Source organism: Enterobacter sp. A8 (assembly GCF_004296595.1).
GTDB classification, from domain to species: Bacteria; Pseudomonadota; Gammaproteobacteria; order Enterobacterales; family Enterobacteriaceae; genus Enterobacter; species Enterobacter cloacae.
Genome location: NZ_SCMF01000001.1, coordinates 1037953 through 1063208, shown reverse-complemented (window position 1 = coordinate 1063208; position 25256 = coordinate 1037953). Strand labels below are relative to the sequence as shown.

Below are 25256 nucleotides of genomic sequence, written 5' to 3'. Positions count from 1 at the left end.
CCATGCGTGAGAATCTTTTTGTCACTAGTCCGTTGTTGCCGCCTTTAGAAGAGTTCATTCCGTATCTTGAACAAATCTGGCAAAGCAAACAGCTCACTAACTCGGGGCCTTTTCATCAGCAGCTGGAAAAGGCGTTGGGGGAATATCTTGGGGTGAAGCATTTATCGTTGTTCTCGAACGGTACGCTGGCGCTGCTTACGGCGCTTCAAGCATTAAGAATAAAAGGTGAAGTCATCACGACACCTTATTCATTTGTGGCAACGGCGCATACGATCTTGTGGAATTCGCTGACGCCGGTCTTTGTTGATATTGATCCCGTAACCTGCAATATGGATCCTAAAAAAATCGAAGCGGCGATCACCCCAGAGACGACGGCGATTTTGCCAGTCCATTGCTATGGTATTCCTTGCAATGTACAGGAGATCCAACGCATAGCAGATATGTATGACTTACGCGTGATTTACGATGCGGCACATGCTTTTGGCGTCAAAGAGCAGGGAGAAAGTATCCTCAATCATGGGGATCTCTCGGTGCTGAGTTTCCATGCGACCAAAGTATTCAATACCATTGAAGGCGGGGCAATTATCTGTCAAGACGCGAAGATGAAAAAGCGCATTGATGATCTTAAAAACTTTGGTTTTGCAAATGAAACCACGGTTGTTGCTACGGGTATCAACGGCAAAATGAATGAAGTTCAGGCAGCCTTTGGAATGCTACAGCTTCAGCATATTGATGAGGCTTTAGAGAAACGGAAAATTATCTATGATTATTATCGTGAGAACATCGCAGATATTCAGGGGATCACCCTTCTTGAAAAGCCCACTGAAATTGAGTGGAACTATGCTTATGCGCCTGTTTTTGTTGAACCATCGTCGATGTGCACGCGTGATGAACTTTATGAAAATTTGAAGCTACACGGTATTTTCACCCGGCGCTACTTCTATCCGTTAATTTCTGAGTTTCCAATGTACAGGGGATTGCCTAGTGCGCAACCGGGCATGATGCCGGTCGCTGAAAGTATTTCCGCGAGCGTACTGTGTCTGCCTGTTTTTCCAACCTTAGCGCTTGATGAGGTTGAAAGAATTGTTGGGTTAATTCGTGCGCAGATTGAAAGACATCAGTTTTCAATCGATTCTCCGCTCTGTAAAACCGCTTGAGAAGGTAAAATAGATGAAGCGAGTTATCACCTTTGGTACGTACGATGTTTTTCATATAGGACATATTAATATTCTTGAGCGTGCCGCGCAGTTGGGGGAGTATCTTATTGTAGGGATCTCCTCTGACAATCTGAGTTATAAAAAAAAGCAGCGCTATCCGCTTTATTCTCAGGATGACAGGATAAAAATAATCAGTTCAATGCGTTGCGTTGATGAAGTCTTCATTGAGGAGTCTCTTGAGGATAAAGCCCGCTATATCCAGGAAAAAAATGCAGACTTACTGGTCATGGGGAATGACTGGGAAGGGCGATTTGACTGGGTAAAGCCCTGGTGCGACGTGGTTTATCTTCCTCGTACCCCGTCAATATCGACAACAGAAATTATCGAAATTGCCCGGGGCCGTTAGAAAAAACCCATCATTATGATGGGTTTTATACATTCAGAGCAGGCTGTCTTTCCTGGCAATATAATCCTGTAGCAGTTTCGACATCTCTTCGTACGCCGTCATGATAATCTCCTCGCAGCCGGGAGATAAAAAGTTCTGAATATGCGGGTGGGCTCCGGCAGAGCGACCAATGCCTAGTCGCTCATAGTCGATCGTCATTTTCCCCTTCACGTTTTTCATATAATCGAGCAGATTGAACTGGTTAGCGCTATCGGCTTGCCAGGCATACATTTTATACTCGCCATTAACATACAGCAGATGAAAAAGCTCAGAGGTGATGGAATAGCCCTTACGGAGCGGGGTGTGAGGTGTATCACCCGACTGTGCGGCAAAAAGGTTGCGGCTATAGCAGTACTTGCGTTCACCAGAGAGGGCGGACCATGTTGTCGGCGTTTTTTCCGGCATGACAGGAAGATCCAGCATGTCGAACACCGTTTTCTGCAGATCAATCATGCTCACAAGATGATTAATATCACGGGCTTTATGGTGGCTATTATAAATGAAGGCTGGCGTATGAACTAACGATGTATAAGGCTCGATGGCATGGGCAAAGCCACCATTTAAACCGTGATTCCAGAAATCGTCACCGTGATCGCCAAAAATTACCAGAACGGTGTTTTCCATCTGTTTGTAATTCATCAGCAAACGCAGGATATCGCCTACGGTGCTATCCATACTCTCGTATCCGCGCTGCCAGCGAACAAAACTGTTCTCACCGGCGGACTTATAGCTATCCTGATAGCAGAGATGGCTGCTGAGGTTCCAGATATAGAGCGCGAAAGGTTGTGAGCGATCTGAAATGATACTTTCCGCGTTATGCACCATTTCATTAGCTGTAGAGAACCATTTAAATTTATCGCTTTCACTCCAGATCTCATCGAAGTTAGCCCAGTTGATGGGATAACCTAATCCTGAGGTGCGATATCCTGCCTGGCGAAGCTGGTCAAACATGGCGGGTGCTTTACGGTTTGGCGTCAATCCCACTTCAAAATTCACATTGTGCTCGAGAACATCATCATCGCCATGCAGCAAGTCACTTACCGCCATGAAAGAAGACGTCGCCGATGAGATGAAATTATTCAGTCGTAATGAATGAGGAACAAGGCTATTGAGGCAGGGAAACCACTGCCGGTGGCTGTAAATTGCCTGATTGAGGCTTTCAAGATGAATGAATACAACATTCTTTTTCATGGATATTCCTTGGCCTGGCTACGATACGATTGACAAAAGGGGATGCCGTAGAGGCGTCATATCGATGACGCTGCCTTGATTTAGCGGTGAATAAAGTAGAGTGAGCATAAGCAATCAAAAGATCCGTTGCTCCCAAATACAGTATGAAATGATGTTCAGACCACAACAGGTTAAATAACCCCTCATTTCACCCACTATTCATCCAATTAAAACCCCTGCAGAATCGGATAATCATGCCGATAACTCAACTAACGCAGGGCTGTTTATCGTGAATTCACTCTATACCGCTGAAGGTGTAATGGATAAACACTCGCTGTGGCAGCGTTATGTCCCGCTGGTGCGTCACGAAGCATTGCGCCTCCAGGTGCGTTTGCCGGCGAGCGTGGAACTGGACGATCTGCTACAGGCGGGCGGTATCGGGTTATTGAATGCAGTTGACCGATACGACGCTCTGCAAGGAACGGCATTTACCACTTACGCAGTTCAGCGTATTCGTGGTGCGATGCTGGACGAGCTGCGCAGCCGGGACTGGGTGCCGCGCAGTGTTCGCCGCAACGCGCGCGAAGTGGCGCATGCGATGGGGCAGCTGGAACAGGAACTGGGACGCAACGCGACGGAAACGGAAGTGGCGGAACGGCTTGGTATTCCTGTTGAAGAGTATCGTCAGATGTTGCTCGATACCAATAATAGCCAACTCTTCTCTTATGACGAGTGGCGCGAAGAGCATGGCGATAGCATCGAGCTGGTGACGGATGAGCATCAGCAAGAAAACCCGCTACACCATTTAATGGAAGGTAATTTACGCCAGCGCGTGATGGAAGCCATTGAAGCTTTGCCAGAGCGCGAACAGCTGGTGTTAACCCTCTATTATCAGGAAGAGCTTAATCTCAAAGAGATTGGCGCTGTTCTGGAAGTGGGGGAGTCGCGGGTAAGCCAGCTGCACAGCCAGGCCATCAAACGCTTACGAACCAAGCTGGGTAAGTTATAGGTGATTGATTCACCTGAAAAATGCCGCACAACGTATTGACAACCAGGAGTTATCATGACGGTGCAGCAATCTAAAAGACGGCCTTTAAGCCGCTACCTGAAAGACTTTAAACACAGCCAGACGCATTGCGCCCACTGTAACAAGTTACTCGATCGTATCACGCTGGTTCGTCGTGGCGAAATCGTCAATAAAATTGCGATTTCTCGTCTCGACACGTTGATGGACGAAGCCGCGTGGCTCGAAGAGCAGAAAGAGTGGGTGGCGCTTTGCCGTTTCTGTGGCGATCTCCACTGCAAAGAGCAAAGCGACTTCTTCGATATTATCGGTTTCAAACAGTTCCTGTTTGAACAGACCGAGATGAGTCACGGGACCGTTCGCGAATACGTGGTTCGCCTGCGTCGCCTGGGACAGCATCTCACCGTGAATAACATTTCCCGCGATCTGCTCAAGACCGGCTATCTGGATGAAAACCTGGAGCCGTGGCTGCCTGCGACCAGTACCAATAACTACCGTATTGCGCTGCGCAAGTACGCACAATATAAGGTCCAAATGCCGGCGGCGGTAAAGCAGAAAGCCCACGCCGGGACAACTTCTGATATATATTAAAAAAGAATAAGATGTAGCGCAGTCGCCTTTGACCTTGCAGGCGATTTCTCTACACTACACAAAAATTCCACTATATCGGGGTACTTATGAAATTAGCACTTCTGGGTCGTCAGGCGCTGATGGGCGTTATGGCCGTTGCGCTGGTCGCGGGAATGAGCGTGAACACCTTCGCCGCAGAGAACCTGCTTAACAAAGTGAAAGAGCGCGGTACGCTGTTGGTCGGGCTGGAAGGAACCTATCCTCCGTTCAGCTTCCAGGGTGATGATGGTAAACTGACCGGTTTCGAAGTGGAATTTGCAGAAGAACTGGCGAAACACCTTGGGGTGAAAGCGTCCCTGAAACCGACCAAATGGGACGGTATGCTGGCGTCGCTGGATTCCAAACGTATTGATGTGGTGATTAACCAGGTGACCATTTCTGACGAGCGTAAGAAGAAGTATGACTTCTCCACGCCGTACACCGTGTCCGGTATCCAGGCGCTGGTGAAGAAAGGCAACGAAGGCTCAATCAAAACGGCCGCGGATCTGAAAGGTAAAAAAGTCGGTGTCGGTCTGGGAACCAACTACGAAGAGTGGCTGCGCCAGAACGTTCAGGGTGTGGATATCCGCACCTATGATGATGACCCGACAAAATACCAGGATCTCCGCGTTGGCCGTATCGATGCCATCCTGGTTGACCGTCTGGCGGCGCTGGATCTGGTGAAGAAAACCAACAACACCCTGGCGGTCGCCGGTGATGCGTTCTCTCGTCAGGAATCCGGGGTTGCTGTCCGTAAAGGTAACGAAGACCTGGTCAAGGCGATCGACTCCGCCATTGCGGATATGCAAAAAGACGGCAGCCTGAAAGCGCTTTCTGAGAAGTGGTTTGGGGCAGACGTCACCAAATAAGTCTTTGACGTTAAAAAAAGGCGCTTTTAAAAGCGCCTTTTTTATTTCTTACGCGTCTGCGTGCATAATGAAAAATATTACATTTTGTCTGAGTTACCGGAGAACCCATGTCACTACAGAATTTAACGCGCTTTCCCCGCCTGGAGTTTATCGGCGCGCCGACGCCGCTGGAGTATCTGCCGCGATTTTCTGACTTTTTAGGACGCGATATTTTTATTAAGCGTGATGACGTGACGCCAATGGCGATGGGGGGCAATAAGCTGCGCAAACTGGAGTTTCTGGCGGCTGACGCGCTGCGTGAAGGGGCGGATACGCTCGTCACCGCAGGGGCGATTCAGTCCAACCACGTTCGCCAGACGGCGGCGGTGGCGGCAAAACTTGGGCTGCACTGCGTGGCGTTGCTGGAAAACCCAATCGGTACACGGGCAGAGAACTACCTCACCAACGGTAACCGTTTGCTGCTAGATCTCTTTAACGTGCAGGTTGAAATGGTCGATGCGTTGACCGACCCGACCGCACAACTCGATGAGCTGGCCACACGCCTTGAAGCACAGGGCTTTCGTCCGTATGTCATTCCGGTGGGCGGCTCGAATGCGCTGGGTGCGCTGGGGTATGTGGAAAGCGCGCTGGAGATTGCTCAGCAGTGCGAAGGGGCGGTGAGCCTCTCGTCAGTGGTGGTTGCCTCTGGCAGTGCGGGCACGCACGCGGGGCTGTCCGTCGGGCTGGAGCACCTGCTGCCGGACATTGAGCTGATTGGTGTGACGGTATCGCGCAGCGTTGCGGATCAGAAACCCAAAGTGGTGAGCTTGCAGCAGGCGGTGGCAGAGCAGCTGGAATTGAAGGCAAAGGCCGATATTCTGCTCTGGGACGACTATTTTGCGCCGGGTTACGGCACACCGAACGAAGAGGGAATGGAAGCGGTTAAACTGCTGGCGCGCCTTGAAGGCATACTGCTGGATCCGGTCTATACGGGCAAAGCGATGGCCGGGCTTATTGATGGCATTGCGCAGAAACGCTTTAAGGATGAAGGGCCGATTTTATTTGTGCACACCGGCGGCGCGCCCGCGCTGTTTGCCTATCATCCTCATGTCTAAAAATCAGGTCGAAAAATAATAATGCAAGAAAGTATTCAACTGGTTATCGATTCGCTGCCGTTCCTGCTGAAAGGCGCGGTGTTCACCTTACAGCTCAGTATTGGTGGCATGTTCTTCGGCCTGGTACTCGGGTTTGTGCTGGCCTTAATGCGTATGTCGCCCGTCTGGCCGGTGCGCTGGCTGGCTCGTTTTTATATCTCTGTGTTTCGCGGCACGCCGCTTATCGCGCAGCTCTTTATGATCTACTACGGTTTACCACAGTTCGGGATTGAACTGGACCCGATCCCGGCAGCGATGATTGGGCTGTCGCTTAATACGGCGGCGTATACCTCGGAAACCCTGCGTGCGGCAATTTCGTCGATTGATAAAGGGCAGTGGGAAGCCGCGGCCAGTATCGGTATGACACCGTGGCAAACCTTGCGCCGGGCCATTCTGCCGCAGGCGGCGCGGGTGGCGTTGCCGCCGCTCAGCAACAGCTTTATCAGCCTGGTGAAAGACACCTCGCTGGCGGCGACGATTCAGGTGCCGGAGCTGTTCCGTCAGGCGCAGCTTATCACCTCGCGCACGCTTGAAGTGTTTACCATGTATCTTGCTGCCTCGCTGATCTACTGGGTGATGGCAACGGTGCTGTCTGCCCTGCAAAACTATTTTGAAAACCAGCTTAACCGCCAGGAGCGTGATCCAAAATGAGTGCTATCGACGTTAAAAACCTGGTGAAGAAATTCCACGGGCAAACGGTGCTCCACGGGATCGATCTGGAGGTGGAGCAGGGGGAAGTGGTGGCGATTATCGGCCCGAGCGGCTCAGGAAAAACCACGCTGCTGCGCAGCATTAACCTGCTTGAACAGCCGGAGGGAGGCACCATTCGGGTTGGGGAGATCACCATTGATACCGGTAAATCCATCAGCCAGCAAAAAGGCCTGATCCGCCAGCTGCGCCAGCACGTGGGGTTTGTTTTCCAGAGCTTCAATCTGTTCCCTCACCGGACGGTGCTGGAGAACATTATTGAAGGACCGGTGATTGTGAAAGGTGAACCAAAAGAGGAAGCCACGGCACGCGCGCGGGAACTGCTCGCCAAAGTGGGGCTGGCAGGGAAAGAGACCAGCTACCCGCGTCGTCTTTCGGGCGGGCAACAGCAGCGTGTGGCGATAGCCCGCGCGCTGGCAATGCGCCCGGATGTGATCCTCTTTGACGAACCCACTTCTGCGCTCGATCCTGAGCTGGTGGGCGAGGTGCTTAACACCATTCGTCAGCTGGCACAGGAGAAACGCACCATGGTCATTGTGACTCACGAAATGAGCTTTGCCCGTGACGTCGCCGACCGGGCTATTTTCATGGATCAAGGACGGATTGTGGAGCAGGGGCCGGCAAAAAGTTTATTTGCCAACCCGCAGCAGCCGCGAACCCGTCAATTCCTTGAAAAATTCCTTATGCAGTAGCATTTTTGCACGCATTTGCTCCAGATTTTTCTTCTGGAGCAAATTATTCTCTCGCGGTTTCGTCTGCCATGTTTTTTTATTCCGCTCAGTTCAGATAAACCTTATCAAAACTAAAGTTAATTGTGCTATTGCCGATATTTTGTGGTTAGAAATAAGTTTTATGTGTTAGGTTATATTCACCTTAATAATGAATATCATTTCAGAGGCTTCATTTAGTAAGTATGAAGGATTCAGACTTTTTCACCTGGCGACGGGATTGCTTCCTCCGGTTTCAGGCACTGACCTGTGCCAGTGAGGTATATCAGGAACTACAGCGACAAACTCAGGCGCTCGAATTTGATTATTACGCACTCTGTGTGCGCCATCCTGTGCCATTTACGCGCCCCAGGATATCTGTGCACGCCACGTATCCACAACAGTGGATGGCGCAATATCAGTCAGAGAATTATTTCGCCATTGATCCGGTGCTCAAACCGGAGAATTTCATTCAGGGCCATTTACCCTGGACGGATGAATTATTCGCGGACGCTGAGGCATTATGGAATGGCGCACGCGACCATGGCTTGCGTAAGGGAATAACACAGTGCCTGATGCTGCCAAATCACGCGCTCGGTTTCCTGTCCGTTTCGTGTACCAGCGTTCAGGCGGGCGCGGTCACCAGCGAAGAATTAGAGCTGCGGTTGCAGATGCTGCTGCAAATGGCGTTAACCAGCCTGCTGCGTTTTGAAGATGAGATGGTGATGCCACCCGAAATGAAATTCAGCAAACGTGAGCGGGAAATTCTGAAATGGACTGCGGAAGGGAAGACATCAGCGGAAATAGCGATCATTCTCTCTATCTCGGAGAATACCGTTAACTTCCATCAGAAGAATATGCAGAAGAAATTCAACGCGCCAAACAAGACGCAGATTGCGTGTTACGCGGCGGCGACAGGGTTAATCTGAGCAGAGAGAACGTTCTGCGTGCCAGACGAGATAACGGCTGAATGCAACACATTCAGCCGTTTTTTTTACTGACGGTAGGCTTGTTTAATTTGCTTAACGGTATTGGCAAATACCGCTGACTCAGCCTGGTTTTCCATCTGCGCGATTTGCTTTTCCATTTTAATGATCACACGTCCGGCGTCAGCCTGACCCATTGCCTGTAACATCAGCGTCAGCAGGGCTTTCAGGCAGTTGACTTCCTGGGCCAGTTCCTGGCTATTCTCCGCAGTTGCAAATTCAGGTGTGCTCATTTATTTTCCTCGTTATAAAACAGCGCTCGCGCGCGATGATGCAAGTCAAGGCGGCGGAGTATACCACAAGCTGTTCCAAAAAATGCAGCGGTTGTTTTTCATACTTTTCCGCAGGGTGTTTATTTGCATAAACACCGCGTGCCAGTAAACTGTACAGGGTCGAAGATTATTAATTGTTTATGGCCGGTTCGCTTGCCGTTAATTATTGTTACAAAAATTTGAGAACTGTTTTTTTGACCGTGACGGGGCAGCGATTTTTGTAACTTTTTGAATACAGATGCTTAAAAAAAGCCGTACAAGCGCTCACCGCGCGGGCTTTCTTTCCAGCATCTGTACAGGCTAATTTCCAAAAACGCGAGCGAAATCGAATAGCCGGTTTTTTAACGTTTTAATCTTGTGAGGAAAAACGTTAATATAAAGCCAATTATCACTCAGTAGCGTTATCCCTATTCTGGAGACATTCCCTTTGATCAACGTCCTTCTTGTTGATGACCACGAACTGGTGCGCGCAGGGATACGACGCATTCTTGAAGATATAAAAGGTATTAAAGTTGCCGGTGAGGCGTGCTGTGGCGAAGATGCCGTTAAATGGTGCCGCACCAATTCAGCCGATGTGGTGCTGATGGATATGAACATGCCCGGTATCGGTGGGCTTGAAGCAACACGCAAAATCGCGCGTACCTTTGTTGACACAAAAGTCATCATGCTGACCGTACATACCGAAAACCCGCTTCCTGCGAAGGTGATGCAGGCAGGGGCGGCAGGTTACCTCAGTAAAGGCGCCGCGCCGCAGGAAGTGGTGAACGCGATTCGTTCCGTCTTTGCCGGCCAGCGTTACATTGCTTCCGACATTGCGCAACAAATGGCGCTGAGCCAGATTGAGCCGGAGAAAACCGAATCTCCGTTTGCCAGTTTGTCTGAGCGTGAATTGCAGATTATGCTGATGATCACAAAAGGGCAGAAGGTAAATGAGATCTCGGAGCAACTGAATCTCAGCCCGAAAACGGTGAACAGCTATCGTTACCGGATGTTCAGTAAACTGAACATCCACGGTGATGTTGAACTGACTCATCTTGCCATCCGTCATGGTCTGTGTAATGCGGAGACGTTATTAAGTCAGTGAGTGATGTATTTGATTCAAAAGCATTTCTGAAAACCGTGACCAGCCAGCCTGGCGTTTATCGCATGTATGACGCTGGCGGTACGGTTATCTACGTGGGGAAGGCGAAAGATCTCAAGAAACGCCTCTCCAGCTATTTTCGCAGCAACCTAGCCTCCCGTAAGACTGAAGCGCTGGTCGCGCTCATCCAGAATATTGATGTCACCGTCACCCATACGGAGACAGAAGCACTCCTGCTTGAGCACAACTATATTAAGCTCTATCAGCCGCGCTATAACGTTCTGCTCCGGGATGATAAATCCTACCCGTTTATTTTTCTGAGCGGCGATACCCATCCCCGGCTCGCGATGCACCGTGGTGCGAAACATGCGAAGGGTGAATACTTTGGGCCGTTTCCTAACGGCTATGCCGTGCGTGAGACGCTGGCGCTGCTGCAAAAAATCTTTCCTGTTCGTCAGTGCGAAAACAGTGTCTACCGTAACCGCTCGCGTCCGTGCCTGCAGTACCAGATTGGCCGCTGTCTGGGGCCCTGCGTCGCCGGGCTGGTGAGTGAAGAAGAGTACGCGCAGCAGGTTGAGTACGTGCGCCTGTTTTTAGCCGGTAAAGACGATCAGGTCCTGACCCAACTGATTGCCCGTATGGAGAAAGCCAGCGCCGCGCTGGAGTTTGAAGAGGCCGCGCGCATACGTGACCAGATTCAGGCGGTGCGCCGGGTGACGGAGAAACAGTTTGTTTCGAACACCGGTGACGATCTCGACGTGATCGGCGTTGCCTTTGATGCCGGTCTGGCCTGTGTGCATGTGCTGTTTATTCGTCAGGGCAAAGTGCTCGGCAGCCGCAGCTATTTCCCGAAAGTGCCAGGCGGTACGGAGCTGGGTGAAGTGGTTGAAACTTTTGTCGGCCAGTTTTATCTGCAGGGGAGCCAGATGCGCACGCTGCCGTCGGAGATCCTGCTTGATTTTAACCTTGCCGATAAAACCCTGCTGGCCGATTCTTTATCCGAGCTGGCAGGACGCCGGGTGAATGCCCAGACCAAACCGCGCGGCGACCGTGCGCGTTATCTGAAGCTGGCGCGTACCAATGCCGCGACAGCGCTCAGCACCAAACTTTCCCAGCAGTCGACGGTGAGCCAGCGTTTAACGGCTCTGGCGACGCTTCTGAAATTGCCGGAAGTGAAACGCATGGAGTGTTTCGACATCAGCCATACCATGGGGGAGCAGACCGTTGCTTCCTGCGTGGTGTTCGATGCGAACGGTCCGCTGCGTGCTGAGTATCGTCGCTACAACATCACCGGCATCACCCCGGGGGATGACTATGCGGCAATGAATCAGGTGCTGCGTCGTCGCTATGGTAAAGCCATTGAAGAGAGCAAGATCCCGGATGTGATCCTGATTGACGGCGGGAAAGGGCAGCTCGGCCAGGCGAAGGCGGTCTTTGAATCCCTGGATGTCAGCTGGGATAAAAACCATCCCCTGCTGTTGGGGGTGGCAAAAGGGGCCGATCGTAAAGCCGGGCTGGAGACGCTGTTCTTCGAGCCGGAAGGTGAGGGCTTTAGCCTGCCGCCGGATTCCCCGGCGCTGCATGTTATTCAGCATATTCGCGATGAGTCGCACGATCACGCGATTAGCGGTCACCGAAAAAAACGGGCGAAGGTGAAAAACACCAGCACGCTGGAGACCATTGAAGGCGTTGGGCCAAAACGTCGCCAGATGCTGCTGAAGTATATGGGCGGATTGCAAGGATTACTCAACGCCAGCATGGAGGAAATTGCAAAAGTGCCGGGTATTTCGCAAGGGCTGGCAGAAAAGATCTACTACTCGTTGAAACATTGAGGGCTCTGTAGCAACATAGAGCTAAATTTTACTGACAACAAATAGTTACCGTCATTATGCAATATAACATCCCTACGTTGCTCACTCTCTTTCGCGTCGTGCTTATCCCGTTCTTTGTACTCGCGTTTTATCTGCCATTTGTCTGGGCCCCTTTTGCCTGTGCGCTGATTTTCCTGGTTGCCGCGGTCACCGACTGGTTTGATGGTTATCTGGCGCGCCGCTGGAACCAAAGCACCCGTTTTGGTGCTTTCCTCGATCCGGTGGCCGATAAAGTGATGGTGGCTATTGCCATGGTGCTGGTGGCTGAACATTACCATACCTGGTGGGTGACACTGCCAGCCGCCACCATGATTGGACGCGAGATCATCATCTCTGCACTGCGTGAATGGATGGCTGAACTGGGTAAACGCAGCAGCGTGGCGGTATCCTGGATCGGTAAAGTGAAAACCACCGCGCAAATGGCGGCGCTGGTCTGGATGCTGTGGCGTCCGAACGCCTGGGTAGAGTGGGCGGGAATCGGCCTGCTGTGGGTTGCCGCGGCGCTGACCCTGTGGTCAATGCTGCAATATTTGAACGCGGCGCGCGGAGATTTGCTTGAACAGTGATCGTTTCGCCGTAATTTTCAGCAAACGATCCGGGGATGCAAAAAATAACGTTGACTCATCACGTCATATCAGTAGAATGCAACGCATCGAACGGCGGCACAGTTAGCCGGACGATAATGAAATCAAGTGGTTAGCAGTTAACTTGATGACATGCGGGAATAGCTCAGTTGGTAGAGCACGACCTTGCCAAGGTCGGGGTCGCGAGTTCGAGTCTCGTTTCCCGCTCCAGATTAAAGACATGCGCAATAGCGGGTGTCAGTTTAAAAAAGTTTAACGGCGCGTTAGCAAAGCGGTTATGTAGCGGATTGCAAATCCGTCTAGTCCGGTTCGACTCCGGAACGCGCCTCCACTTTCTTCCCTGGCCGGATGGTGGAATCGGTAGACACAAGGGATTTAAAATCCCTCGGCGTTCGCGCTGTGTGGGTTCAAGTCCCACTCCGGCTACCATGGGAAACAAAGAATAATCAAAGCAATAAGCAGTGTCGTGAAACCACCGAAAGGTGGTTTTTTTGTGTCTGAAATTTGCTTTTCCTGGTATTAATGCAAGAGTGGGTGCAAAAAATAAGGCGGATTAACCGCCCTGCATTAGACTGTAACGCGCTCGTTCCATGCGTCCGAGTATTGGACATTCCCGTCGCAGTACTTCCAGGTGATACGCTCATAGCGGAGCTGTATACCTTCGTTGTGATTGTGTATCTGTAATGCTGGCTCTTTGCAGTTATGCATAACGGGGTTAATACTGACTACCCGGACGTTTTCAAGCAACATATTGAAGTATTCAACTTCTTGTCCTGCATCGTTGATTTTATACCATTTGATCTCTGCACTTCTTAGCGTCTGACCTGTTGCTACCGCTTTGTAGAGGTACGGACTCGAGCTATCAAACTCTTTTTCGATTACGAGAGGCGCATGGAGGCGCGTACCGGTTATTTTGCCCGTCCCGTTATCGGTCGGAACCAATAAGCCGTGGCTAAAGGAAAGCACTTCAATGCTCCCTTCACGATCTAAAATATCAACAGATCCTTTGATATCCGCACCACCGTCATCCTTAAGCCACAAGTAAGCAGGAATAGCCATTTCTAAAACTCCTTGTTGATGATTAAACGGCCATTAACGGCTAAAACTGGATAGCGCGTAATACAGATTGTGCCATTGGTGAATGAAATGAAATTACGTTACTTATTGATATTAATAATAAAAATATTAAATTGATCTCGGGCAATATACACAATCTCAATTACTTTTATGTTGCCTGCTTTAAATGGCTACAGAGATCAAGGATGGCATGTATACCAATTTACCCACCCCGTGGGCTGGAGATTTTACGGGAACATATCAGACTCGCGAGAGCACGGTGCGAAGTGCAGGACATGGCCGCTCCGCTAACGTATATCTGGTTTTATCAGCGAGTCAGAAACGGTGGGCCGTGGGATTACAAACAAAAAAATCGGCTGTGGGCTGATTTTGGTAACTTTCATTTCGGGGCAGTGGGCTATGCTGCTTGCATTCCGGCAGAAATTTTACATATGGCCGCTGGTGCGGCGCAGTGGAAAGCGGGCACATCAAGAAAAGAATGGGGAAATTTCATGCAAGGCCCACCGTTCGGCGATGACCCGATTGATCAGTTCTGGATAAAACAGGGAATAGACTATGCTAAACAGCACCACTTTTAGAGTGCTGCATTGGACCGCCACTGTGATTATGGCCGTTATGATCGCGATGTACTGCTATTTACAGCATATTCAGCGCTTAACTGTGCGAGACAAGCTTTACGAGGTTCGTCAGCTCACTCCGCGGACGTGGCTATATATCACTGAATACGCAGAACCGGACACGACAACAGGGGACGTATACCGCTATTTCTTGGCGAGCAAGTTTGACGGCGATCCCCTGGAGGGACTCGAAAAACAGCACATTGCCCCCACGCTTACAGCGAACACGCCACGAGCAAAAGTTGATGGAATCGGAAATAACATCTCTTTCACCGTTCACGGCACCGTATACGACTTTACGACCTCCGCATTTTTTTATGATGCTGAGGGAATAGCTGTCGTGCCATCGGTCGATTTAACTGCTCGTGGTGAAGGCTGGGATAAAGGAAAATTCAACAAATAAATAATGTTGGCGCGCTCTGCTGTTCAAGAAGTTAATGACCAGCCTTTGACATCACACCCCGCCCAAATACGCCTTCCTCACCTCCTGATTCCCCAGTAACTCTTCTCCGCTGCCGCTCAGGCGGATCTGCCCGTTAACCATCACGTAGCCGCGGTCAGAAAGCTTCAGCGCGTGGTGCGCATTCTGCTCCACCAGAAAAATGGTCATCCCGTTGCGGGCCAGTTCGCGCAGCGTCTGGAAGATCTGTTTCACCACAATCGGTGCCAGGCCGAGGCTGGGTTCATCCAGAAGCAGGAGTTTAGGGCGGCTCATCAGCGCCCGGGCGATAGCCAGCATCTGCTGTTCCCCGCCGGACATGGTCATCGCGCGCTGTTTACGCCGCTCTTTGAGGCGAGGGAAGAGGTCAAACATGGTGTGCATATCTTCCGTTGCAAACTGGCTGCCAATGGGGATGGTCCCCATCAGCAGGTTCTCCTCCACGGTCATATCGGGAAAAATGCGTCGTCCTTCCGGCGCCTGGGCAATGCCTTCGGAGGCGACATAGTGGGTCGATTTATGGCTAATGTCCTCTCCGCAAAACACGATCTGACCGCTGCGAATACGCGGCTGGCCGAAGATAGACATCAGTAATGTCGATTTACCCGCGCCGTTAGCGCCTATCAGCGCCACGGTCTCCCCTTTGTTTACTTCAAGGGTTACCTGTTTCAGCGCCTGGATCGCGCCGTAAAACACGTCCACCTCGCGAAAGGCCAGCATCGGTTCGCTCATAGATTGACCTCGCTTTCTTCGGTGCCCAGATACGCGGCGATCACTTTTTCATCATGCTGGATCTGCTCGGGTTTTCCCCTCGCGATGACGTCTCCATGGTCGAGCACAATGATGTCGTCCGAAATCTCCATCACCATTCCCATATCGTGTTCAATCAACAGTACCGTAATGCCGTGGTGGTCGCGCAGAAAACGGATGATGTTGCTCAGCTTGTGCGTTTCAACCGGGTTGAGCCCGGCGGCGGGTTCATCCAGACAGATCATCTCTGGTCCGGTGCACATGGCGCGCGCGATTTCCAGACGCCGCTGCTGGCCGTAGGACATCTCGCCCGCCAGGCGATTGGCACACTCCACAAGATCCACCACCTCAAGCCAGTAGAAGGCCCTGTCCAGGGCGTCGCTCTCTGCCCGTCGGTAAGCGGGGGTATTGAGGATCCCGGCGAGCAAATGACGGTTAACGCGCATATGCTGTGCGACCAGCAGGTTTTCCACGACCGACATCTCGCGGAACAGACGAATGTTCTGGAAGGTGCGCGCCAGCCCGGCGCGGTTGACCAGATGCGTCCCGCCAAACATCTTATAGAAAAGGCGCTGCCCCAACTGTGCAGGGTGAATCCAGTCGCCCGGCTGGAATTTTTGCCCGAGTACCTGAATGACGTTGGTCGTTCTGTTGCGTGCATTAAACAGAATGTTCCCGCCGGACGCTTTATAGAAGCCGGTCAGGCAGTTAAAGACGGTGGTTTTGCCAGCGCCGTTTGGGCCGATAAGGGCGGTAATTGAACCGCGCTGCACGTCGAGATTGACGTCATTGAGCGCCTTGATCCCGCCAAAATGCATCATCAGGTGCTCTACGCTTAATATCGTTCCGTTCATGGCGCCACGCCCTTACGCACGGCAAACCCGCTTCGGTTAATGCGGATCAACCCGCGCGGACGCCAGATCATCATCACCACCATCAGCATGCCAAACAGCAGGACGCGATACTCAGCAAAGCTGCGCAACAGCTCGGGTGTCACGGTGAGCACAAAGGCTGCCAGCACGACTCCGAGCGTAGAGCCCATGCCGCCCAATACCACGATGGCGAGGATCAGCGCAGATTCAAAAAAGGTGAATGAGGTTGGATTCACAAAACCCTGATAGGTGGCAAAGAACACGCCCGCAATCCCGGCCGTTGACGCGCCCAGCGTAAAGGCCGAAAGCTTAACCAGCACATGGTTGAGGCCCATGGAGCGGCAGGCGATTTCATCTTCCCGCAGGGCTTCCCATGCCCGGCCAATTGGCATTCGTGTCAGACGATGCTTGATATAAAGCACTAGCAGCACCACCAGAAACAGCACCGCGTAAATAAAGATAAACTTCATATTCGGGTTGTACGTCAGATGGAAAAACTCATGAAATGGCACGCCACCTTCTTTGGCGCGTCGACCAAACTCCAGTCCGAAAAACGTAGGCGGTGGGGCTGACACGCCATTAGGCCCGCCGGTGAAGGTTAGCCAGTTGTTCAGCACCAGACGGATAATTTCCCCGAACCCGAGCGTCACAATCGCCAGGTAGTCGCCGTGCATGCGCAGCACCGGGAAGCCGAGCAGGGCACCGGCAGCCGCAGCCATAATTGCCGCCAGCGGCAGCATGCTCCAGAATCCGAGTCCCAGATATTGATACCCCAACGCCAGCCCGTAAGCGCCGATGGCGTAGAAGGCGACATACCCCAGATCCAGCAGTCCGGCCAGACCCACGACGATATTCAGGCCGAGGCCGAGCAGGACGTAAATCAGCCCGAGGATAGCAACCGTCAGCAGGTATTTGGTGGCGACAAACGGGAAGCAGATCGCAAGGGCGATCGCCAGAGGAATAACCCAGCGCAGACGGCTTTTGTATTCCGGCGGGCGAACATATACCCCCGCGCTGTCGGCTTCGAACCGCGCCTGAAAACGGGCCCCGGCAGCAGTACTTAAAAAAGCGCTCAGCAGAAAACGCCCAACCATCACTGTGCCAACCATCCAGGCCAGGCGCTGTCCGGCAAAGTTAAAGCTATACCCGTCCAGCACCAAGCCCGCAATCGGGCCAAAAATAATCAATGCGATCAGCCCGGAAAACATCGCGTCCAGCAGGCAGCGCTTGAGGGAGAAACCGTGTGATGTCATCGTTCTCTCCTTCACACTTTGGCCACGACAGGGCGGCCGAGCAGTCCCTGAGGGCGGAAAATCAGGATCATGACCAGCAGCCCAAACGAGAACACATCTTTGTAGTCCGAGTTCACCATGCCGGAAAATTGAGCTTCGGCCACCCCCAGAATCAGCCCGCCGAGCATCGCGCCGGGCAGCGAGCCGATCCCCCCGAGCACCGCGGCGGTAAAGGCTTTGATACCAATCACAAACCCGACGTAGAAATCAAAGGTGCCGTAATTCATGGTAATGAGCACCCCCGCCAGACCGGCCATTGCCGCGCCGATGACAAATACCAGAGAAATAATCCTGTCGGTATTTATCCCCAGAATGGAGGCCATTTTGCGATCCTGTTGTACCGCACGACACATGCGTCCCAGCCGGGTATGGCTGATAATCCAGGTGAGCAATAGCATCCCGGCGAAGGAGGCGACCAGAATGAATACTTTGGTATAGGTAATCTGCACGAACCCCTCTCCCAGATGCAGACGAATCACGCCATCCAGCATGGTTGGCACCCCTTGCTGACGCGGCCCCTGGCTCAGTTGCGCGTAATTTTGCAGGATAAGCGACATGCCGATGGCGGAGATCAGCGGTGCCAGACGGGTGGAGTTGCGTAGCGGTTTATAGGCAATGCGCTCGATGGTCCAGCCATACACTCCGGTGACCACGATGGTGAATACCAGCGTGCCGAGGATCAGTAGAGGGAACGACTGCAGGCCGAAGAAGGAGAGCAGCGCCAGGCCAATCGCGCAGAGATAGGCAGAGATCATATACACTTCGCCGTGGGCGAAGTTAATCATGCCGATGATGCCGTACACCATCGTATAACCGATGGCGATGAGTCCGTAGACGGAGCCCAGCGTTAAGCCATTAATTAACTGTTGCAGGAAGAATGTACTCATCTTAGCGCGCTCTTTATAACGGCCGCATAAACCGCGCAGCCTGATGTGTTGTTTGCGTCGGCAGGCGGCCCTGCCGACGTTGAGCGTGACTCCGTCCTGTTACGGCACTTCCTTATACTTTCCTTTGTCGTCCCACTGATACACCACGTAGTCAGAGACTTTCAGATCGCCTTTGCTGTCCCAGGCTTTTTTGCCCATCACCGTATCGACGGAATTAGCCTTCAGCCATTCGCTTGCTTTGGCTGAGTCCTTGCCGCCCGTCGCCTTGAATGCCGCAGCGATAGCCTGCACGGAGGCATAGGAGTAGAGGGTGTATCCTTCCGGTTCGAATTTACCGGCGCGGAATTTCTCAATAACCGCTTTACCGTCCGGGATCAGGCGCGGATCTTTACCGAAGGTCATATAGATGCCGTTGGTATATTGCGGTCCTCCCGCCGCGGTCACCATCTCTTCGTTGACAATACAGTCGCCGGAGAAGAATTTTGCCTGCACGCCCTGTTCACGCATCTGGCGAACCAGCGGGCCGGCTTCAGGGTGACAGCCCCCGAAGAAGACGACGTCCGGTTTTTGCGCCCCAATTTTGGTGACCAGGGCGTTAAAGTCTTTTTCACCGCGGGATAACCCTTCGTACATTACGTCCTGCACGCCGCGTTTTGCCAGTGCGGCTTTGGTGGCGTCCGCCAGCCCCTGACCGTAGGTGTCTTTGTCGTGAATGATCACCACCCGTTTGGCTTTCAGCTTGTCGATAATGAAATCGCTGGCGACCTGACCCTGCTGGTCATCGCGGCCGCACATGCGGAACATATCGCTCATGCCGCGCTCGGTAATCTGCGGGTTGGTGGAGCCAGGCGTGATGGCGATGATCCCCGCGTCGCTGTACACCTCAGAGGCGGGCATGGTGGACGAAGAGCAGAAATGACCGACCACCGCGTTGACCTTATCCTGGTCGACTAAACGGTTGGCGACGGCAACGGCCTGCTTGGGCTCGCAGGCATCATCTCCCTGAACCAGCTTAATTTTTTCACCGTTGATCCCGCCTGCGGCGTTAATGTCCTCTGCTGCCTGTGTTGCGCCATGCCAGTACTGATCGCCGTAGGTGGCATTGGGGCCTGTAAATGGCCCGGCCACGCCAATGACAATATCTGCCCGGGCGGAAAATGCCGTCACCAGACAACCGGCCAACACAAGAGAAAGAGGAGTTCTGATTAATTTCAGCGACATTATTGTGTTCCTTAGCAATGAGGTTTTTGCACCACGGTGTAAACCCGAACGCCCGACGGCGCAGCCAATCAAAAACACGAGCGAGAAAAATGATGTTACGAACAAGATACGGTCAGCATCCTGCTTAATACGGCGAGGTTTCCATGCGCAGTGTCGCGTGCTGAAGATTAAGCAAAATCGTTGCCAGAATGGTTAACCTGTTGACGGCGTTGCGACATGTTGAGTATAGAGCGCCGTTGTACGCAGCCTTGCGGGACGCACTGAAATTACAGCGGAGATCACATCTCGTTAACAATAAAGCCCATAAGTTGTGCAAGGGTCACGATTTGCACGTTTTTGCAGCAATAATTCCCGTAACTTCCGCCGGGAAAGGCGTACGATATGTGCTAGGATCCTTTCCTTTTTGATCAGGAGTGTCAGCAATGACTGAAGGCCCATTAAATGAAAGCGAAATGGCGTGGCTGGAAGAGACGTTAATGTCTTACGGTCATGACGATGCGTCCGTGATTGACGTGTCCGAACTGGACGGCATGCTTACGGCAGTGCTTTCCGGCCCCGTGGTTGTCGAGCCAGACACCTGGCTGGTGGCGGTATGGGGCGGCGAGAAATATATCCCGCGCTGGAAAAACGATCGAGAAATGAACCGTTTTATCGATCTCTGCTTTAAGCATATGAACGACATTGCTGAGCGCCTGAGCGAATACCCGGATCAGTTTGAGCCGATGTTTGGTTATAACGACGTGGACGGTCAGAGCTACACCGTGGTGGAAGAGTGGTGTTATGGCTATATGCGCGGCGTGTCGTTGACCGACTGGTCTGCACTGCCTGAAGAGCTGAAAGCGGATCTGGATGTCATCGCGCTTCACGGCGCAGAAGAGAACAGCGAGAAGCTGGACGCGCTGAGCGAAGAGGAGTACATCGCCAGCATTGAGCGTATCCAGCCAGCGGCGCTGCGTTTATACGACTACTGGTCTGCTAACCCACAGCAACCGGAAGCGAAGAAACCGATTGTTAACGGCACAAAGGTCGGGCGTAACGATCCGTGTCCGTGCGGCAGCGGGAAGAAGTTTAAGAGCTGTTGCTTACACTGATAAAAAAGGGGCTGTTGATAGCCCCTTTTTTTTACCCCACTTCCGGCAGCATTCCCGCCGCAATCAAAAATTGCACCAGAATAATGACGACCCCGCAGGCAAACACAATGCACAGCAGCGGCTTTCCACCTGCCACCCGGTACCCTTGCCGGGCATGCTGTTGGCGGCTCTTCCACGCCAGCAGAGAAGGGAGCAGCAGGGCAAGGATGGATAGAGCCACCCCCGCATATCCCAGCGCCATGACAAACCCGCGCGGGTAGAAGAGGGCAAAGGCCAGCGGAGGCAGGAAGGTGATCGCCCCTGTCTGTAAGCGGCCGGTGACGGAATTGCGACGCTGGAACAGATCTGCCAGATAATCAAACAGACCGAGCGCCACGCCCAGGAAGGAGGTGGCCAGCGCCAGATCGGCAAACAGATGCACCGCCAGCTCAACGTGTGGAGAAGTTACCACTTCACGCAGCGCCAGCAAGAAACCATTCAGACCGGCGTGTTCCGCCATCAAGCCAATAAAGGTGGAAGAGTCGATACTGCCCAGCGTCACCAGCTGCCAGAAAATGTAGGCAATCAGCGGGATGGCGCTACCGATAACAAACACGCGGCGAAGCTTGCGAATATCACCGTTCATGTAGCTGACAATGCTTGGCACACTGCCGTGGAAGCCAAATGAGGTAAAAATGACCGGGATCGCGGAAAGCGCCAGGCCTTTTTCCAGCGGCAGCGTCAGCAGGTTAACCTTATGAACATGCGGTGCCAGCAGAACCAGCATCACAATCAGAAAAAGAATTTTGGCGCTGAATAAAAAACGGTTAAACAGATCGACCAGCGAGGTGCCCACACAGACCACGCCGCCGCCGATGAGCGTAAAGAAGATGGCCCCCGTCGCTGGCGTAATGTCAGCACCGAACCCGTCGTTGACGCTGGAAGCGATCAATTCCCCGGCACCGCTGATATATGCAGCGGTCAGGGCGTACATCAGAAACATCATGCTAAAGCCTGTCACCCACTGTCCGTAACGGCCCAGATAGCGTGCCGCAAGCGAACCCAGCCCGGTATCGGCGGGGACGTGCTGATAAACCTCAAGCAGCAACAGCGCGGTGTAACACATTAATGCCCAGAGCGTACCCAGCAGCAGTAATGTCATGCCAAATCCGACGCCCGCGGCGGCCAGCGGCATCGCCAGCATTCCTGCGCCAATCGTCGTTCCGGCGACGATAAAAATACTTCCCAGGGTTCTGTTTTTCACGCTTTCCTCTACAACGCTTCACGATCGCGACAAAATCTGCGGCGCAGAGTAAGGGAAAAGCCGTATTTCGTCAAATCACCGTTACAAGAAGTGTAACTTTAACTTTACGATTTTAGCCGGGCGAGGCTCTTCAGGTAACTCTCTGATCCTTCGGAGGTGTAAGGCTACTTCATAAGGACAATAGGATCGCGTGAAAATCAGGCGTAATTTAAACAAAAATTGCAAAACATAAAATAAAATGAGGGTCTGATGGCGGGGGAAAATCCATTCACAGCGGCCTGGAGCCGGGGAGGCAATTTGCTATGTCACGGCCACTGGATCATTAGCTGGCAGAATACGGCGCTGACGTTGCCGGAATCCCGACGTGAAAAGGATATGGGCACATGGGCGATTTATTCGATTATCGATCCTGAGGATGAGACCTTTGCACAGGGGTTAAAAGAGGATGAGTGGATAATCGAAAACGTGGACTGGCTGACGGATTTATTCTTCGACGCCGGGATCCCGCTTGAGGCGGCAAACTACCGGTACTTTTTCCAGGCCGTAAATCCGCATGACTGGCGCTGTACCAGTTGCGCAGGTTGCATGTAAAACAATACGGCGCTGAAAGTCAGCGCCGTATCGATATTAATTCTGGGTATCAAGCGTAGAGAGTTCTTTATCAATAAAGTAAAGACCTTCACCGGTTTTACCGGCCAGCGATAATTTATCCAGAACCGATTTAAACAGTTTCTCTTCTTCGTGTTGTTCGGCCACATACCACTGCAGGAAATTAAAGGTTGGATAATCCTGGCTGGTCATTGCCGCATGCACCAGTTCGTTAATTTTCTGGGTGATCAGCTGCTCGTGCTCGTAGGTAGCGCGGAAGAGTTCATCAAGTGAGCCATACTCCGCAAACGGTGATGCCACGTTATCAATGCGCGGCAGGCTGCCGGTATCTGTCAGATAATCAAAGAGACGCTGCATGTGGGTCATCTCTTCCTGAGCGTGACGACGCAGGAACGCGGCGGCACCTTCAAAGCTGTGATAGCTGCACCAGGCACTCATCTGCTGGTAGAGCAGGGAGGAAAAAAGCTCAAGATTCATTTGTGCGTTGAGCTTGTCGATCATTTCAGTTTTCAGCATGGTGACGCTCCGGTTTATTATTTCTGGTTCACAATGAGCGACACTATAATTTGTTATTTAATTATATGCAAAACGTAAAATAAATATTTGCTTATTTAAAAATACGAATGGGAATAAAACGCATTGGCGATATTTATATTTATAAATGAGAATTGTTTATTTTAACGGGCTGCCAGCCAAAACTGGCAGCGCAGATTAATACCACGGATTACTGGTGGCAGGTTTAACAGCATAACCCATGCATTTGTACTGAATGGTGACGCTCTCGTTCAGACACAGTGAGCCGCTAATCAGGGTGCAGGTTTTAATGGGCTGCCCATAGGAGGAGGCGGTGGCATATCCCATGCCCTGGCACGCTTTGGTTGCGGTGCCGTTATTCACATATTCATCAGACCAGGCGTTTTGTAGGGCGGCCTGACCATAGTCAAGGCGGACTATGCCATTTGGCGCATCCAGACTGCTCACCTGTGCCTGGCGGTTGATGCTACATCCCGCGAGCAGCAGGACCGTGCCGACAACGAAGACTCTTTTCATGGTTCGCTCTGAGTGGAGGGAAATACGTTATCGTACCGCTCGCTGTCCGCCGCAATGCCCTGAATAGCCGGACAATCTGCCCTTTCTCTTTGCAACGGGCCGGGCTCAGACCTGTCATCAACAAAAATGTGAGTCCTCTTTGGTTTTTTAAAACAATCTTTCATTTAATTTGAAAGTGCGTTTGTGTGATAGTAGGGTGAAGATGAAAAGGTATCCATGATGGGCTCGCCCGCAACGCATTCAGGAGAGAGACAATGAAAATCGCACTGATGATGGAAAACAGCCAGGCCGCAAAAAATCCAGTGATTCTGAAAGAGTTAAAAACGGTCGCCGACGAAAAAGGGTTCCCGGTGTATAACGTTGGCATGAGCGATGAGAACGACCATCATCTGACCTATATCCATCTGGGGATCATGGCGAGCATTTTACTCAATGCGAAGGCCGTTGATTTTGTGGTGACTGGGTGTGGAACGGGCCAGGGGGCGTTGATGTCGCTGAACATCCACCCGGGCGTGATCTGCGGTTACTGTATCGACCCTGCAGATGCGTTTCTCTTCGCCCAGATTAACAACGGTAACGCGCTTGCCCTGCCGTTTGCCAAAGGCTTCGGCTGGGGCGCAGAGTTGAACGTTCGCTTTATCTTCGAAAAAGCGTTCACCGGCCGCAAGGGAGAAGGTTATCCGCCAGAGCGCAAAGAGCCTCAGGTACGTAATGCGGGGATCCTGAATCAGGTGAAAGCGGCTGTGGTCAAAGAGAACTATCTGGACACGCTGCGGGCAATCGATCCTGAGCTGGTAAAAACCGCCGTTTCCGGCCAGCGCTTCCAGCAGTGCTTCTTTGAAAACTGTCAGGACAAAGAGATCGAGGCTTTCGTGCGCGAGATTGTCGGCTAACACGCGTAGTTGAATACAGAAAAAATTGTGATGTGAGTCACAAAAATATTGATTTTTGTGATAGTGGTCATATTATAGGCACATTGACGATAAAGTTGTATAACAAGTTAATGGAGCATCACAATGAAACTGCGCAAAATCCTCAAAAGCATGTGGGCTAACTACTGCAACACCTTCAAAGACGTGCCGCCTGGCGCGATGTTCTGATAAAAAAACCTGCTTCGGCAGGTTTTTTTATGCCTGCAACCACCAGAAGGGAGATGAAAGGGGGCGTGTTTTGTTACTATGGCGGCCTTTGAATAAGGAGAAACCCCATGTCTCAAAACCTGAGCGCCGATCAGGAACTGGTATCTGATGTTGTCGCATGCCAGCTGGTCATCAAACAGATCCTTGATGTCTTAGATGTTATCGCGCCGGTGGAAGTGCGCGAGAAAATGTCTACCCAGCTGAAAAACATCGATTTTTCCAGCCATCCCGCTGCGGCTGACCCGGTTACGCTTCGGGCGATTCAGAAAGCCATCGCGCTGATTGAGCTGAGATTCACGCCGCAGAGTGAATCTCACTGATAGCGCGCAACGTGAGAAGGGCGACAGTGCCTG

At 52.0% G+C, this 25256-nt stretch carries 30 protein-coding genes and 3 tRNA genes; 22 read left to right on the top strand and 11 right to left on the bottom strand.

Features of this window, described 5'->3' with window-relative positions:
- The first annotated feature begins 2 nt into the window (after window positions 1-2).
- The gene (locus tag EQV24_RS05025; protein ID WP_130626265.1) at window positions 3-1157 is read left to right on the top strand and encodes a DegT/DnrJ/EryC1/StrS family aminotransferase; all 1155 of its coding nucleotides are present in this window, start codon (window positions 3-5) and stop codon (window positions 1155-1157) included.
- A gap of 13 nt (window positions 1158-1170) precedes the next feature.
- Window positions 1171-1563, top strand: coding sequence for an adenylyltransferase/cytidyltransferase family protein (locus tag EQV24_RS05020; RefSeq protein WP_095427590.1), 393 nt, complete (start codon window positions 1171-1173; stop codon window positions 1561-1563).
- A gap of 33 nt (window positions 1564-1596) precedes the next feature.
- Here the strand turns inward: EQV24_RS05020 and EQV24_RS05015 are convergent, their stop codons facing one another.
- Window positions 1597-2793: a sulfatase-like hydrolase/transferase gene (locus EQV24_RS05015; protein ID WP_129327240.1), complete on the bottom strand. Its 1197-nt coding sequence runs from the start codon at window positions 2791-2793 to the stop codon at window positions 1597-1599.
- 268 nt (window positions 2794-3061) lie between these two features.
- Between EQV24_RS05015 and EQV24_RS05010 the strand changes: the two genes are divergently transcribed.
- The 7 genes from EQV24_RS05010 to sdiA all read left to right on the top strand — a co-directional run bounded on the left by EQV24_RS05010 (window position 3062) and on the right by sdiA (window position 8751).
- Entirely contained in the window at window positions 3062-3781 is a 720-nt protein-coding gene (locus tag EQV24_RS05010) for an RNA polymerase sigma factor FliA (RefSeq protein ID WP_013096018.1), read from the top strand.
- A gap of 54 nt (window positions 3782-3835) precedes the next feature.
- Window positions 3836-4387, top strand: a complete 552-nt coding sequence (gene fliZ, locus EQV24_RS05005; RefSeq protein WP_013096019.1) for a flagella biosynthesis regulatory protein FliZ — start codon at window positions 3836-3838, stop codon at window positions 4385-4387.
- A gap of 86 nt (window positions 4388-4473) precedes the next feature.
- On the top strand, window positions 4474-5274 hold the full coding sequence (gene tcyJ / locus EQV24_RS05000; protein WP_048972056.1) for a cystine ABC transporter substrate-binding protein: 801 nt from the start codon (window positions 4474-4476) through the stop codon (window positions 5272-5274).
- A 107-nt stretch (window positions 5275-5381) separates the two neighbouring features.
- A complete protein-coding gene (gene dcyD / locus EQV24_RS04995) occupies window positions 5382-6368 on the top strand; it encodes a D-cysteine desulfhydrase (RefSeq protein ID WP_130626264.1) in 987 nt (328 codons plus the stop codon).
- Between the two features lie 21 nt (window positions 6369-6389).
- Window positions 6390-7058 carry a cystine ABC transporter permease gene (gene tcyL, locus EQV24_RS04990; protein WP_013096022.1) on the top strand — a complete coding sequence of 223 codons (669 nt, stop codon included), beginning with the start codon at window positions 6390-6392 and terminating at the stop codon, window positions 7056-7058.
- Window positions 7055-7807 carry an L-cystine ABC transporter ATP-binding protein TcyN gene (tcyN, locus tag EQV24_RS04985; RefSeq protein WP_013096023.1) on the top strand — a complete coding sequence of 251 codons (753 nt, stop codon included), beginning with the start codon at window positions 7055-7057 and terminating at the stop codon, window positions 7805-7807. Before tcyL ends, tcyN begins: the two co-directional genes overlap by 4 nt.
- A 221-nt stretch (window positions 7808-8028) precedes the next feature.
- Complete coding sequence (gene sdiA, locus EQV24_RS04980) at window positions 8029-8751, top strand: transcriptional regulator SdiA (RefSeq protein WP_040019946.1); 723 nt, start codon at window positions 8029-8031, stop codon at window positions 8749-8751.
- 65 nt (window positions 8752-8816) lie between these two features.
- On the opposite strand, the gene EQV24_RS04975 is transcribed toward sdiA, so the two are convergent.
- Entirely contained in the window at window positions 8817-9041 is a 225-nt protein-coding gene (locus EQV24_RS04975) for a DUF2594 family protein (protein WP_013096025.1), read from the bottom strand.
- 466 nt (window positions 9042-9507) lie between these two features.
- On the opposite strand from EQV24_RS04975, the gene uvrY reads away from it, so the two are divergent.
- The 6 genes from uvrY to EQV24_RS04945 all read left to right on the top strand — a co-directional run bounded on the left by uvrY (window position 9508) and on the right by EQV24_RS04945 (window position 13045).
- Window positions 9508-10164: a UvrY/SirA/GacA family response regulator transcription factor gene (gene uvrY / locus EQV24_RS04970; protein ID WP_013096026.1), complete on the top strand. Its 657-nt coding sequence runs from the start codon at window positions 9508-9510 to the stop codon at window positions 10162-10164.
- Complete coding sequence (uvrC, locus tag EQV24_RS04965) at window positions 10161-11993, top strand: excinuclease ABC subunit UvrC (protein WP_130626263.1); 1833 nt, start codon at window positions 10161-10163, stop codon at window positions 11991-11993. Before uvrY ends, uvrC begins: the two co-directional genes overlap by 4 nt.
- Before the next feature lie 56 nt (window positions 11994-12049).
- Window positions 12050-12598 (top strand): CDP-diacylglycerol--glycerol-3-phosphate 3-phosphatidyltransferase, encoded by a 549-nt coding sequence (pgsA, locus tag EQV24_RS04960; protein ID WP_130626262.1) that lies wholly within the window; start codon window positions 12050-12052, stop codon window positions 12596-12598.
- A 152-nt stretch (window positions 12599-12750) separates the two neighbouring features.
- Window positions 12751-12826: transfer RNA gene (locus EQV24_RS04955), tRNA-Gly, on the top strand.
- Between the two features lie 47 nt (window positions 12827-12873).
- A tRNA-Cys gene (locus EQV24_RS04950) sits at window positions 12874-12947 on the top strand.
- 11 nt (window positions 12948-12958) lie between these two features.
- Window positions 12959-13045, top strand: a tRNA-Leu gene (locus EQV24_RS04945).
- A 138-nt stretch (window positions 13046-13183) separates the two neighbouring features.
- Here the strand turns inward: EQV24_RS04945 and EQV24_RS04940 are convergent.
- Window positions 13184-13675 (bottom strand): Hcp family type VI secretion system effector, encoded by a 492-nt coding sequence (locus EQV24_RS04940; protein WP_130626261.1) that lies wholly within the window; start codon window positions 13673-13675, stop codon window positions 13184-13186.
- Window positions 13676-13968: 293 nt separating this feature from the next.
- Between EQV24_RS04940 and EQV24_RS04935 the strand changes: the two genes are divergently transcribed.
- Both EQV24_RS04935 and EQV24_RS04930 read left to right on the top strand, forming a co-directional pair.
- Complete coding sequence (locus EQV24_RS04935; protein ID WP_226834736.1) at window positions 13969-14271, top strand: polymorphic toxin type 44 domain-containing protein; 303 nt, start codon at window positions 13969-13971, stop codon at window positions 14269-14271.
- Window positions 14249-14713: a hypothetical protein gene (locus EQV24_RS04930; RefSeq protein WP_048970804.1), complete on the top strand. Its 465-nt coding sequence runs from the start codon at window positions 14249-14251 to the stop codon at window positions 14711-14713. The genes EQV24_RS04935 and EQV24_RS04930 overlap by 23 nt, the downstream gene beginning before the upstream one ends.
- 51 nt (window positions 14714-14764) lie before the next feature.
- Here EQV24_RS04930 and EQV24_RS04925 read toward each other — a convergent pair whose 3' ends face one another.
- The 5 genes from EQV24_RS04925 to EQV24_RS04905 form a co-directional block, all read right to left on the bottom strand.
- Window positions 14765-15481: an ABC transporter ATP-binding protein gene (locus EQV24_RS04925; RefSeq protein ID WP_130626260.1), complete on the bottom strand. Its 717-nt coding sequence runs from the start codon at window positions 15479-15481 to the stop codon at window positions 14765-14767.
- On the bottom strand, window positions 15478-16353 hold the full coding sequence (locus tag EQV24_RS04920; RefSeq protein WP_130626259.1) for an ATP-binding cassette domain-containing protein: 876 nt from the start codon (window positions 16351-16353) through the stop codon (window positions 15478-15480). The genes EQV24_RS04925 and EQV24_RS04920 overlap by 4 nt, the downstream gene beginning before the upstream one ends.
- On the bottom strand, window positions 16350-17624 hold the full coding sequence (gene livM / locus EQV24_RS04915; protein ID WP_130626258.1) for a high-affinity branched-chain amino acid ABC transporter permease LivM: 1275 nt from the start codon (window positions 17622-17624) through the stop codon (window positions 16350-16352). The genes EQV24_RS04920 and livM overlap by 4 nt, the downstream gene beginning before the upstream one ends.
- A gap of 11 nt (window positions 17625-17635) precedes the next feature.
- Window positions 17636-18550 (bottom strand): branched-chain amino acid ABC transporter permease, encoded by a 915-nt coding sequence (locus EQV24_RS04910; RefSeq protein ID WP_020687620.1) that lies wholly within the window; start codon window positions 18548-18550, stop codon window positions 17636-17638.
- 99 nt (window positions 18551-18649) lie between these two features.
- Window positions 18650-19771: a branched-chain amino acid ABC transporter substrate-binding protein gene (locus EQV24_RS04905; RefSeq protein WP_029882586.1), complete on the bottom strand. Its 1122-nt coding sequence runs from the start codon at window positions 19769-19771 to the stop codon at window positions 18650-18652.
- A gap of 422 nt (window positions 19772-20193) precedes the next feature.
- Between EQV24_RS04905 and EQV24_RS04900 the strand changes: the two genes are divergently transcribed.
- Window positions 20194-20862 (top strand): YecA family protein, encoded by a 669-nt coding sequence (locus EQV24_RS04900; protein ID WP_029882587.1) that lies wholly within the window; start codon window positions 20194-20196, stop codon window positions 20860-20862.
- Between the two features lie 31 nt (window positions 20863-20893).
- Here the strand turns inward: EQV24_RS04900 and tyrP are convergent, their stop codons facing one another.
- A complete protein-coding gene (gene tyrP / locus EQV24_RS04895; protein WP_029882588.1) occupies window positions 20894-22105 on the bottom strand; it encodes a tyrosine transporter TyrP in 1212 nt (403 codons plus the stop codon).
- Between the two features lie 249 nt (window positions 22106-22354).
- On the opposite strand from tyrP, the gene EQV24_RS04890 reads away from it, so the two are divergent.
- Window positions 22355-22696 carry a hypothetical protein gene (locus EQV24_RS04890; RefSeq protein ID WP_013096037.1) on the top strand — a complete coding sequence of 114 codons (342 nt, stop codon included), beginning with the start codon at window positions 22355-22357 and terminating at the stop codon, window positions 22694-22696.
- A gap of 36 nt (window positions 22697-22732) precedes the next feature.
- Here the strand turns inward: EQV24_RS04890 and ftnA are convergent, their stop codons facing one another.
- On the bottom strand, window positions 22733-23230 hold the full coding sequence (ftnA, locus tag EQV24_RS04885) for a non-heme ferritin (protein WP_013096038.1): 498 nt from the start codon (window positions 23228-23230) through the stop codon (window positions 22733-22735).
- Window positions 23231-23425: 195 nt separating this feature from the next.
- The gene (gene yecR, locus EQV24_RS04880) at window positions 23426-23764 is read right to left on the bottom strand and encodes a YecR family lipoprotein (protein WP_013096039.1); all 339 of its coding nucleotides are present in this window, start codon (window positions 23762-23764) and stop codon (window positions 23426-23428) included.
- A gap of 254 nt (window positions 23765-24018) precedes the next feature.
- On the opposite strand from yecR, the gene EQV24_RS04875 reads away from it, so the two are divergent.
- The 3 genes from EQV24_RS04875 to EQV24_RS04865 all read left to right on the top strand — a co-directional run bounded on the left by EQV24_RS04875 (window position 24019) and on the right by EQV24_RS04865 (window position 25223).
- A complete protein-coding gene (locus EQV24_RS04875) occupies window positions 24019-24657 on the top strand; it encodes an RpiB/LacA/LacB family sugar-phosphate isomerase (RefSeq protein ID WP_013096040.1) in 639 nt (212 codons plus the stop codon).
- 123 nt (window positions 24658-24780) lie between these two features.
- The gene (gene azuC, locus EQV24_RS04870; RefSeq protein ID WP_014832437.1) at window positions 24781-24864 is read left to right on the top strand and encodes a stress response protein AzuC; all 84 of its coding nucleotides are present in this window, start codon (window positions 24781-24783) and stop codon (window positions 24862-24864) included.
- Between the two features lie 107 nt (window positions 24865-24971).
- On the top strand, window positions 24972-25223 hold the full coding sequence (locus EQV24_RS04865) for a DUF2766 family protein (protein ID WP_023620128.1): 252 nt from the start codon (window positions 24972-24974) through the stop codon (window positions 25221-25223).
- Window positions 25224-25256 lie beyond the last annotated feature (33 nt).

Coding starts and splice junctions, on each gene's coding strand:
- EQV24_RS05025 (WP_130626265.1), top strand. CDS start 3: ATGCGTGAGAATCTTTTTGTCACTAGTCCGTTGTTGCCGCCTTTAGAA.
- EQV24_RS05020 (WP_095427590.1), top strand. CDS start 1,171: ATGAAGCGAGTTATCACCTTTGGTACGTACGATGTTTTTCATATAGGA.
- EQV24_RS05015 (WP_129327240.1), bottom strand. CDS start 2,793: ATGAAAAAGAATGTTGTATTCATTCATCTTGAAAGCCTCAATCAGGCA.
- fliZ (WP_013096019.1), top strand. CDS start 3,836: ATGACGGTGCAGCAATCTAAAAGACGGCCTTTAAGCCGCTACCTGAAA.
- tcyJ (WP_048972056.1), top strand. CDS start 4,474: ATGAAATTAGCACTTCTGGGTCGTCAGGCGCTGATGGGCGTTATGGCC.
- dcyD (WP_130626264.1), top strand. CDS start 5,382: ATGTCACTACAGAATTTAACGCGCTTTCCCCGCCTGGAGTTTATCGGC.
- tcyL (WP_013096022.1), top strand. CDS start 6,390: ATGCAAGAAAGTATTCAACTGGTTATCGATTCGCTGCCGTTCCTGCTG.
- tcyN (WP_013096023.1), top strand. CDS start 7,055: ATGAGTGCTATCGACGTTAAAAACCTGGTGAAGAAATTCCACGGGCAA.
- sdiA (WP_040019946.1), top strand. CDS start 8,029: ATGAAGGATTCAGACTTTTTCACCTGGCGACGGGATTGCTTCCTCCGG.
- EQV24_RS04975 (WP_013096025.1), bottom strand. CDS start 9,041: ATGAGCACACCTGAATTTGCAACTGCGGAGAATAGCCAGGAACTGGCC.
- pgsA (WP_130626262.1), top strand. CDS start 12,050: ATGCAATATAACATCCCTACGTTGCTCACTCTCTTTCGCGTCGTGCTT.
- EQV24_RS04940 (WP_130626261.1), bottom strand. CDS start 13,675: ATGGCTATTCCTGCTTACTTGTGGCTTAAGGATGACGGTGGTGCGGAT.
- EQV24_RS04935 (WP_226834736.1), top strand. CDS start 13,969: ATGGCCGCTCCGCTAACGTATATCTGGTTTTATCAGCGAGTCAGAAAC.
- EQV24_RS04930 (WP_048970804.1), top strand. CDS start 14,249: ATGCTAAACAGCACCACTTTTAGAGTGCTGCATTGGACCGCCACTGTG.
- EQV24_RS04925 (WP_130626260.1), bottom strand. CDS start 15,481: ATGAGCGAACCGATGCTGGCCTTTCGCGAGGTGGACGTGTTTTACGGC.
- EQV24_RS04920 (WP_130626259.1), bottom strand. CDS start 16,353: ATGAACGGAACGATATTAAGCGTAGAGCACCTGATGATGCATTTTGGC.
- livM (WP_130626258.1), bottom strand. CDS start 17,624: ATGACATCACACGGTTTCTCCCTCAAGCGCTGCCTGCTGGACGCGATG.
- EQV24_RS04910 (WP_020687620.1), bottom strand. CDS start 18,550: ATGAGTACATTCTTCCTGCAACAGTTAATTAATGGCTTAACGCTGGGC.
- EQV24_RS04905 (WP_029882586.1), bottom strand. CDS start 19,771: ATGTCGCTGAAATTAATCAGAACTCCTCTTTCTCTTGTGTTGGCCGGT.
- EQV24_RS04900 (WP_029882587.1), top strand. CDS start 20,194: ATGACTGAAGGCCCATTAAATGAAAGCGAAATGGCGTGGCTGGAAGAG.
- EQV24_RS04890 (WP_013096037.1), top strand. CDS start 22,355: ATGGCGGGGGAAAATCCATTCACAGCGGCCTGGAGCCGGGGAGGCAAT.
- ftnA (WP_013096038.1), bottom strand. CDS start 23,230: ATGCTGAAAACTGAAATGATCGACAAGCTCAACGCACAAATGAATCTT.
- yecR (WP_013096039.1), bottom strand. CDS start 23,764: ATGAAAAGAGTCTTCGTTGTCGGCACGGTCCTGCTGCTCGCGGGATGT.
- EQV24_RS04875 (WP_013096040.1), top strand. CDS start 24,019: ATGAAAATCGCACTGATGATGGAAAACAGCCAGGCCGCAAAAAATCCA.
- azuC (WP_014832437.1), top strand. CDS start 24,781: ATGAAACTGCGCAAAATCCTCAAAAGCATGTGGGCTAACTACTGCAAC.
- EQV24_RS04865 (WP_023620128.1), top strand. CDS start 24,972: ATGTCTCAAAACCTGAGCGCCGATCAGGAACTGGTATCTGATGTTGTC.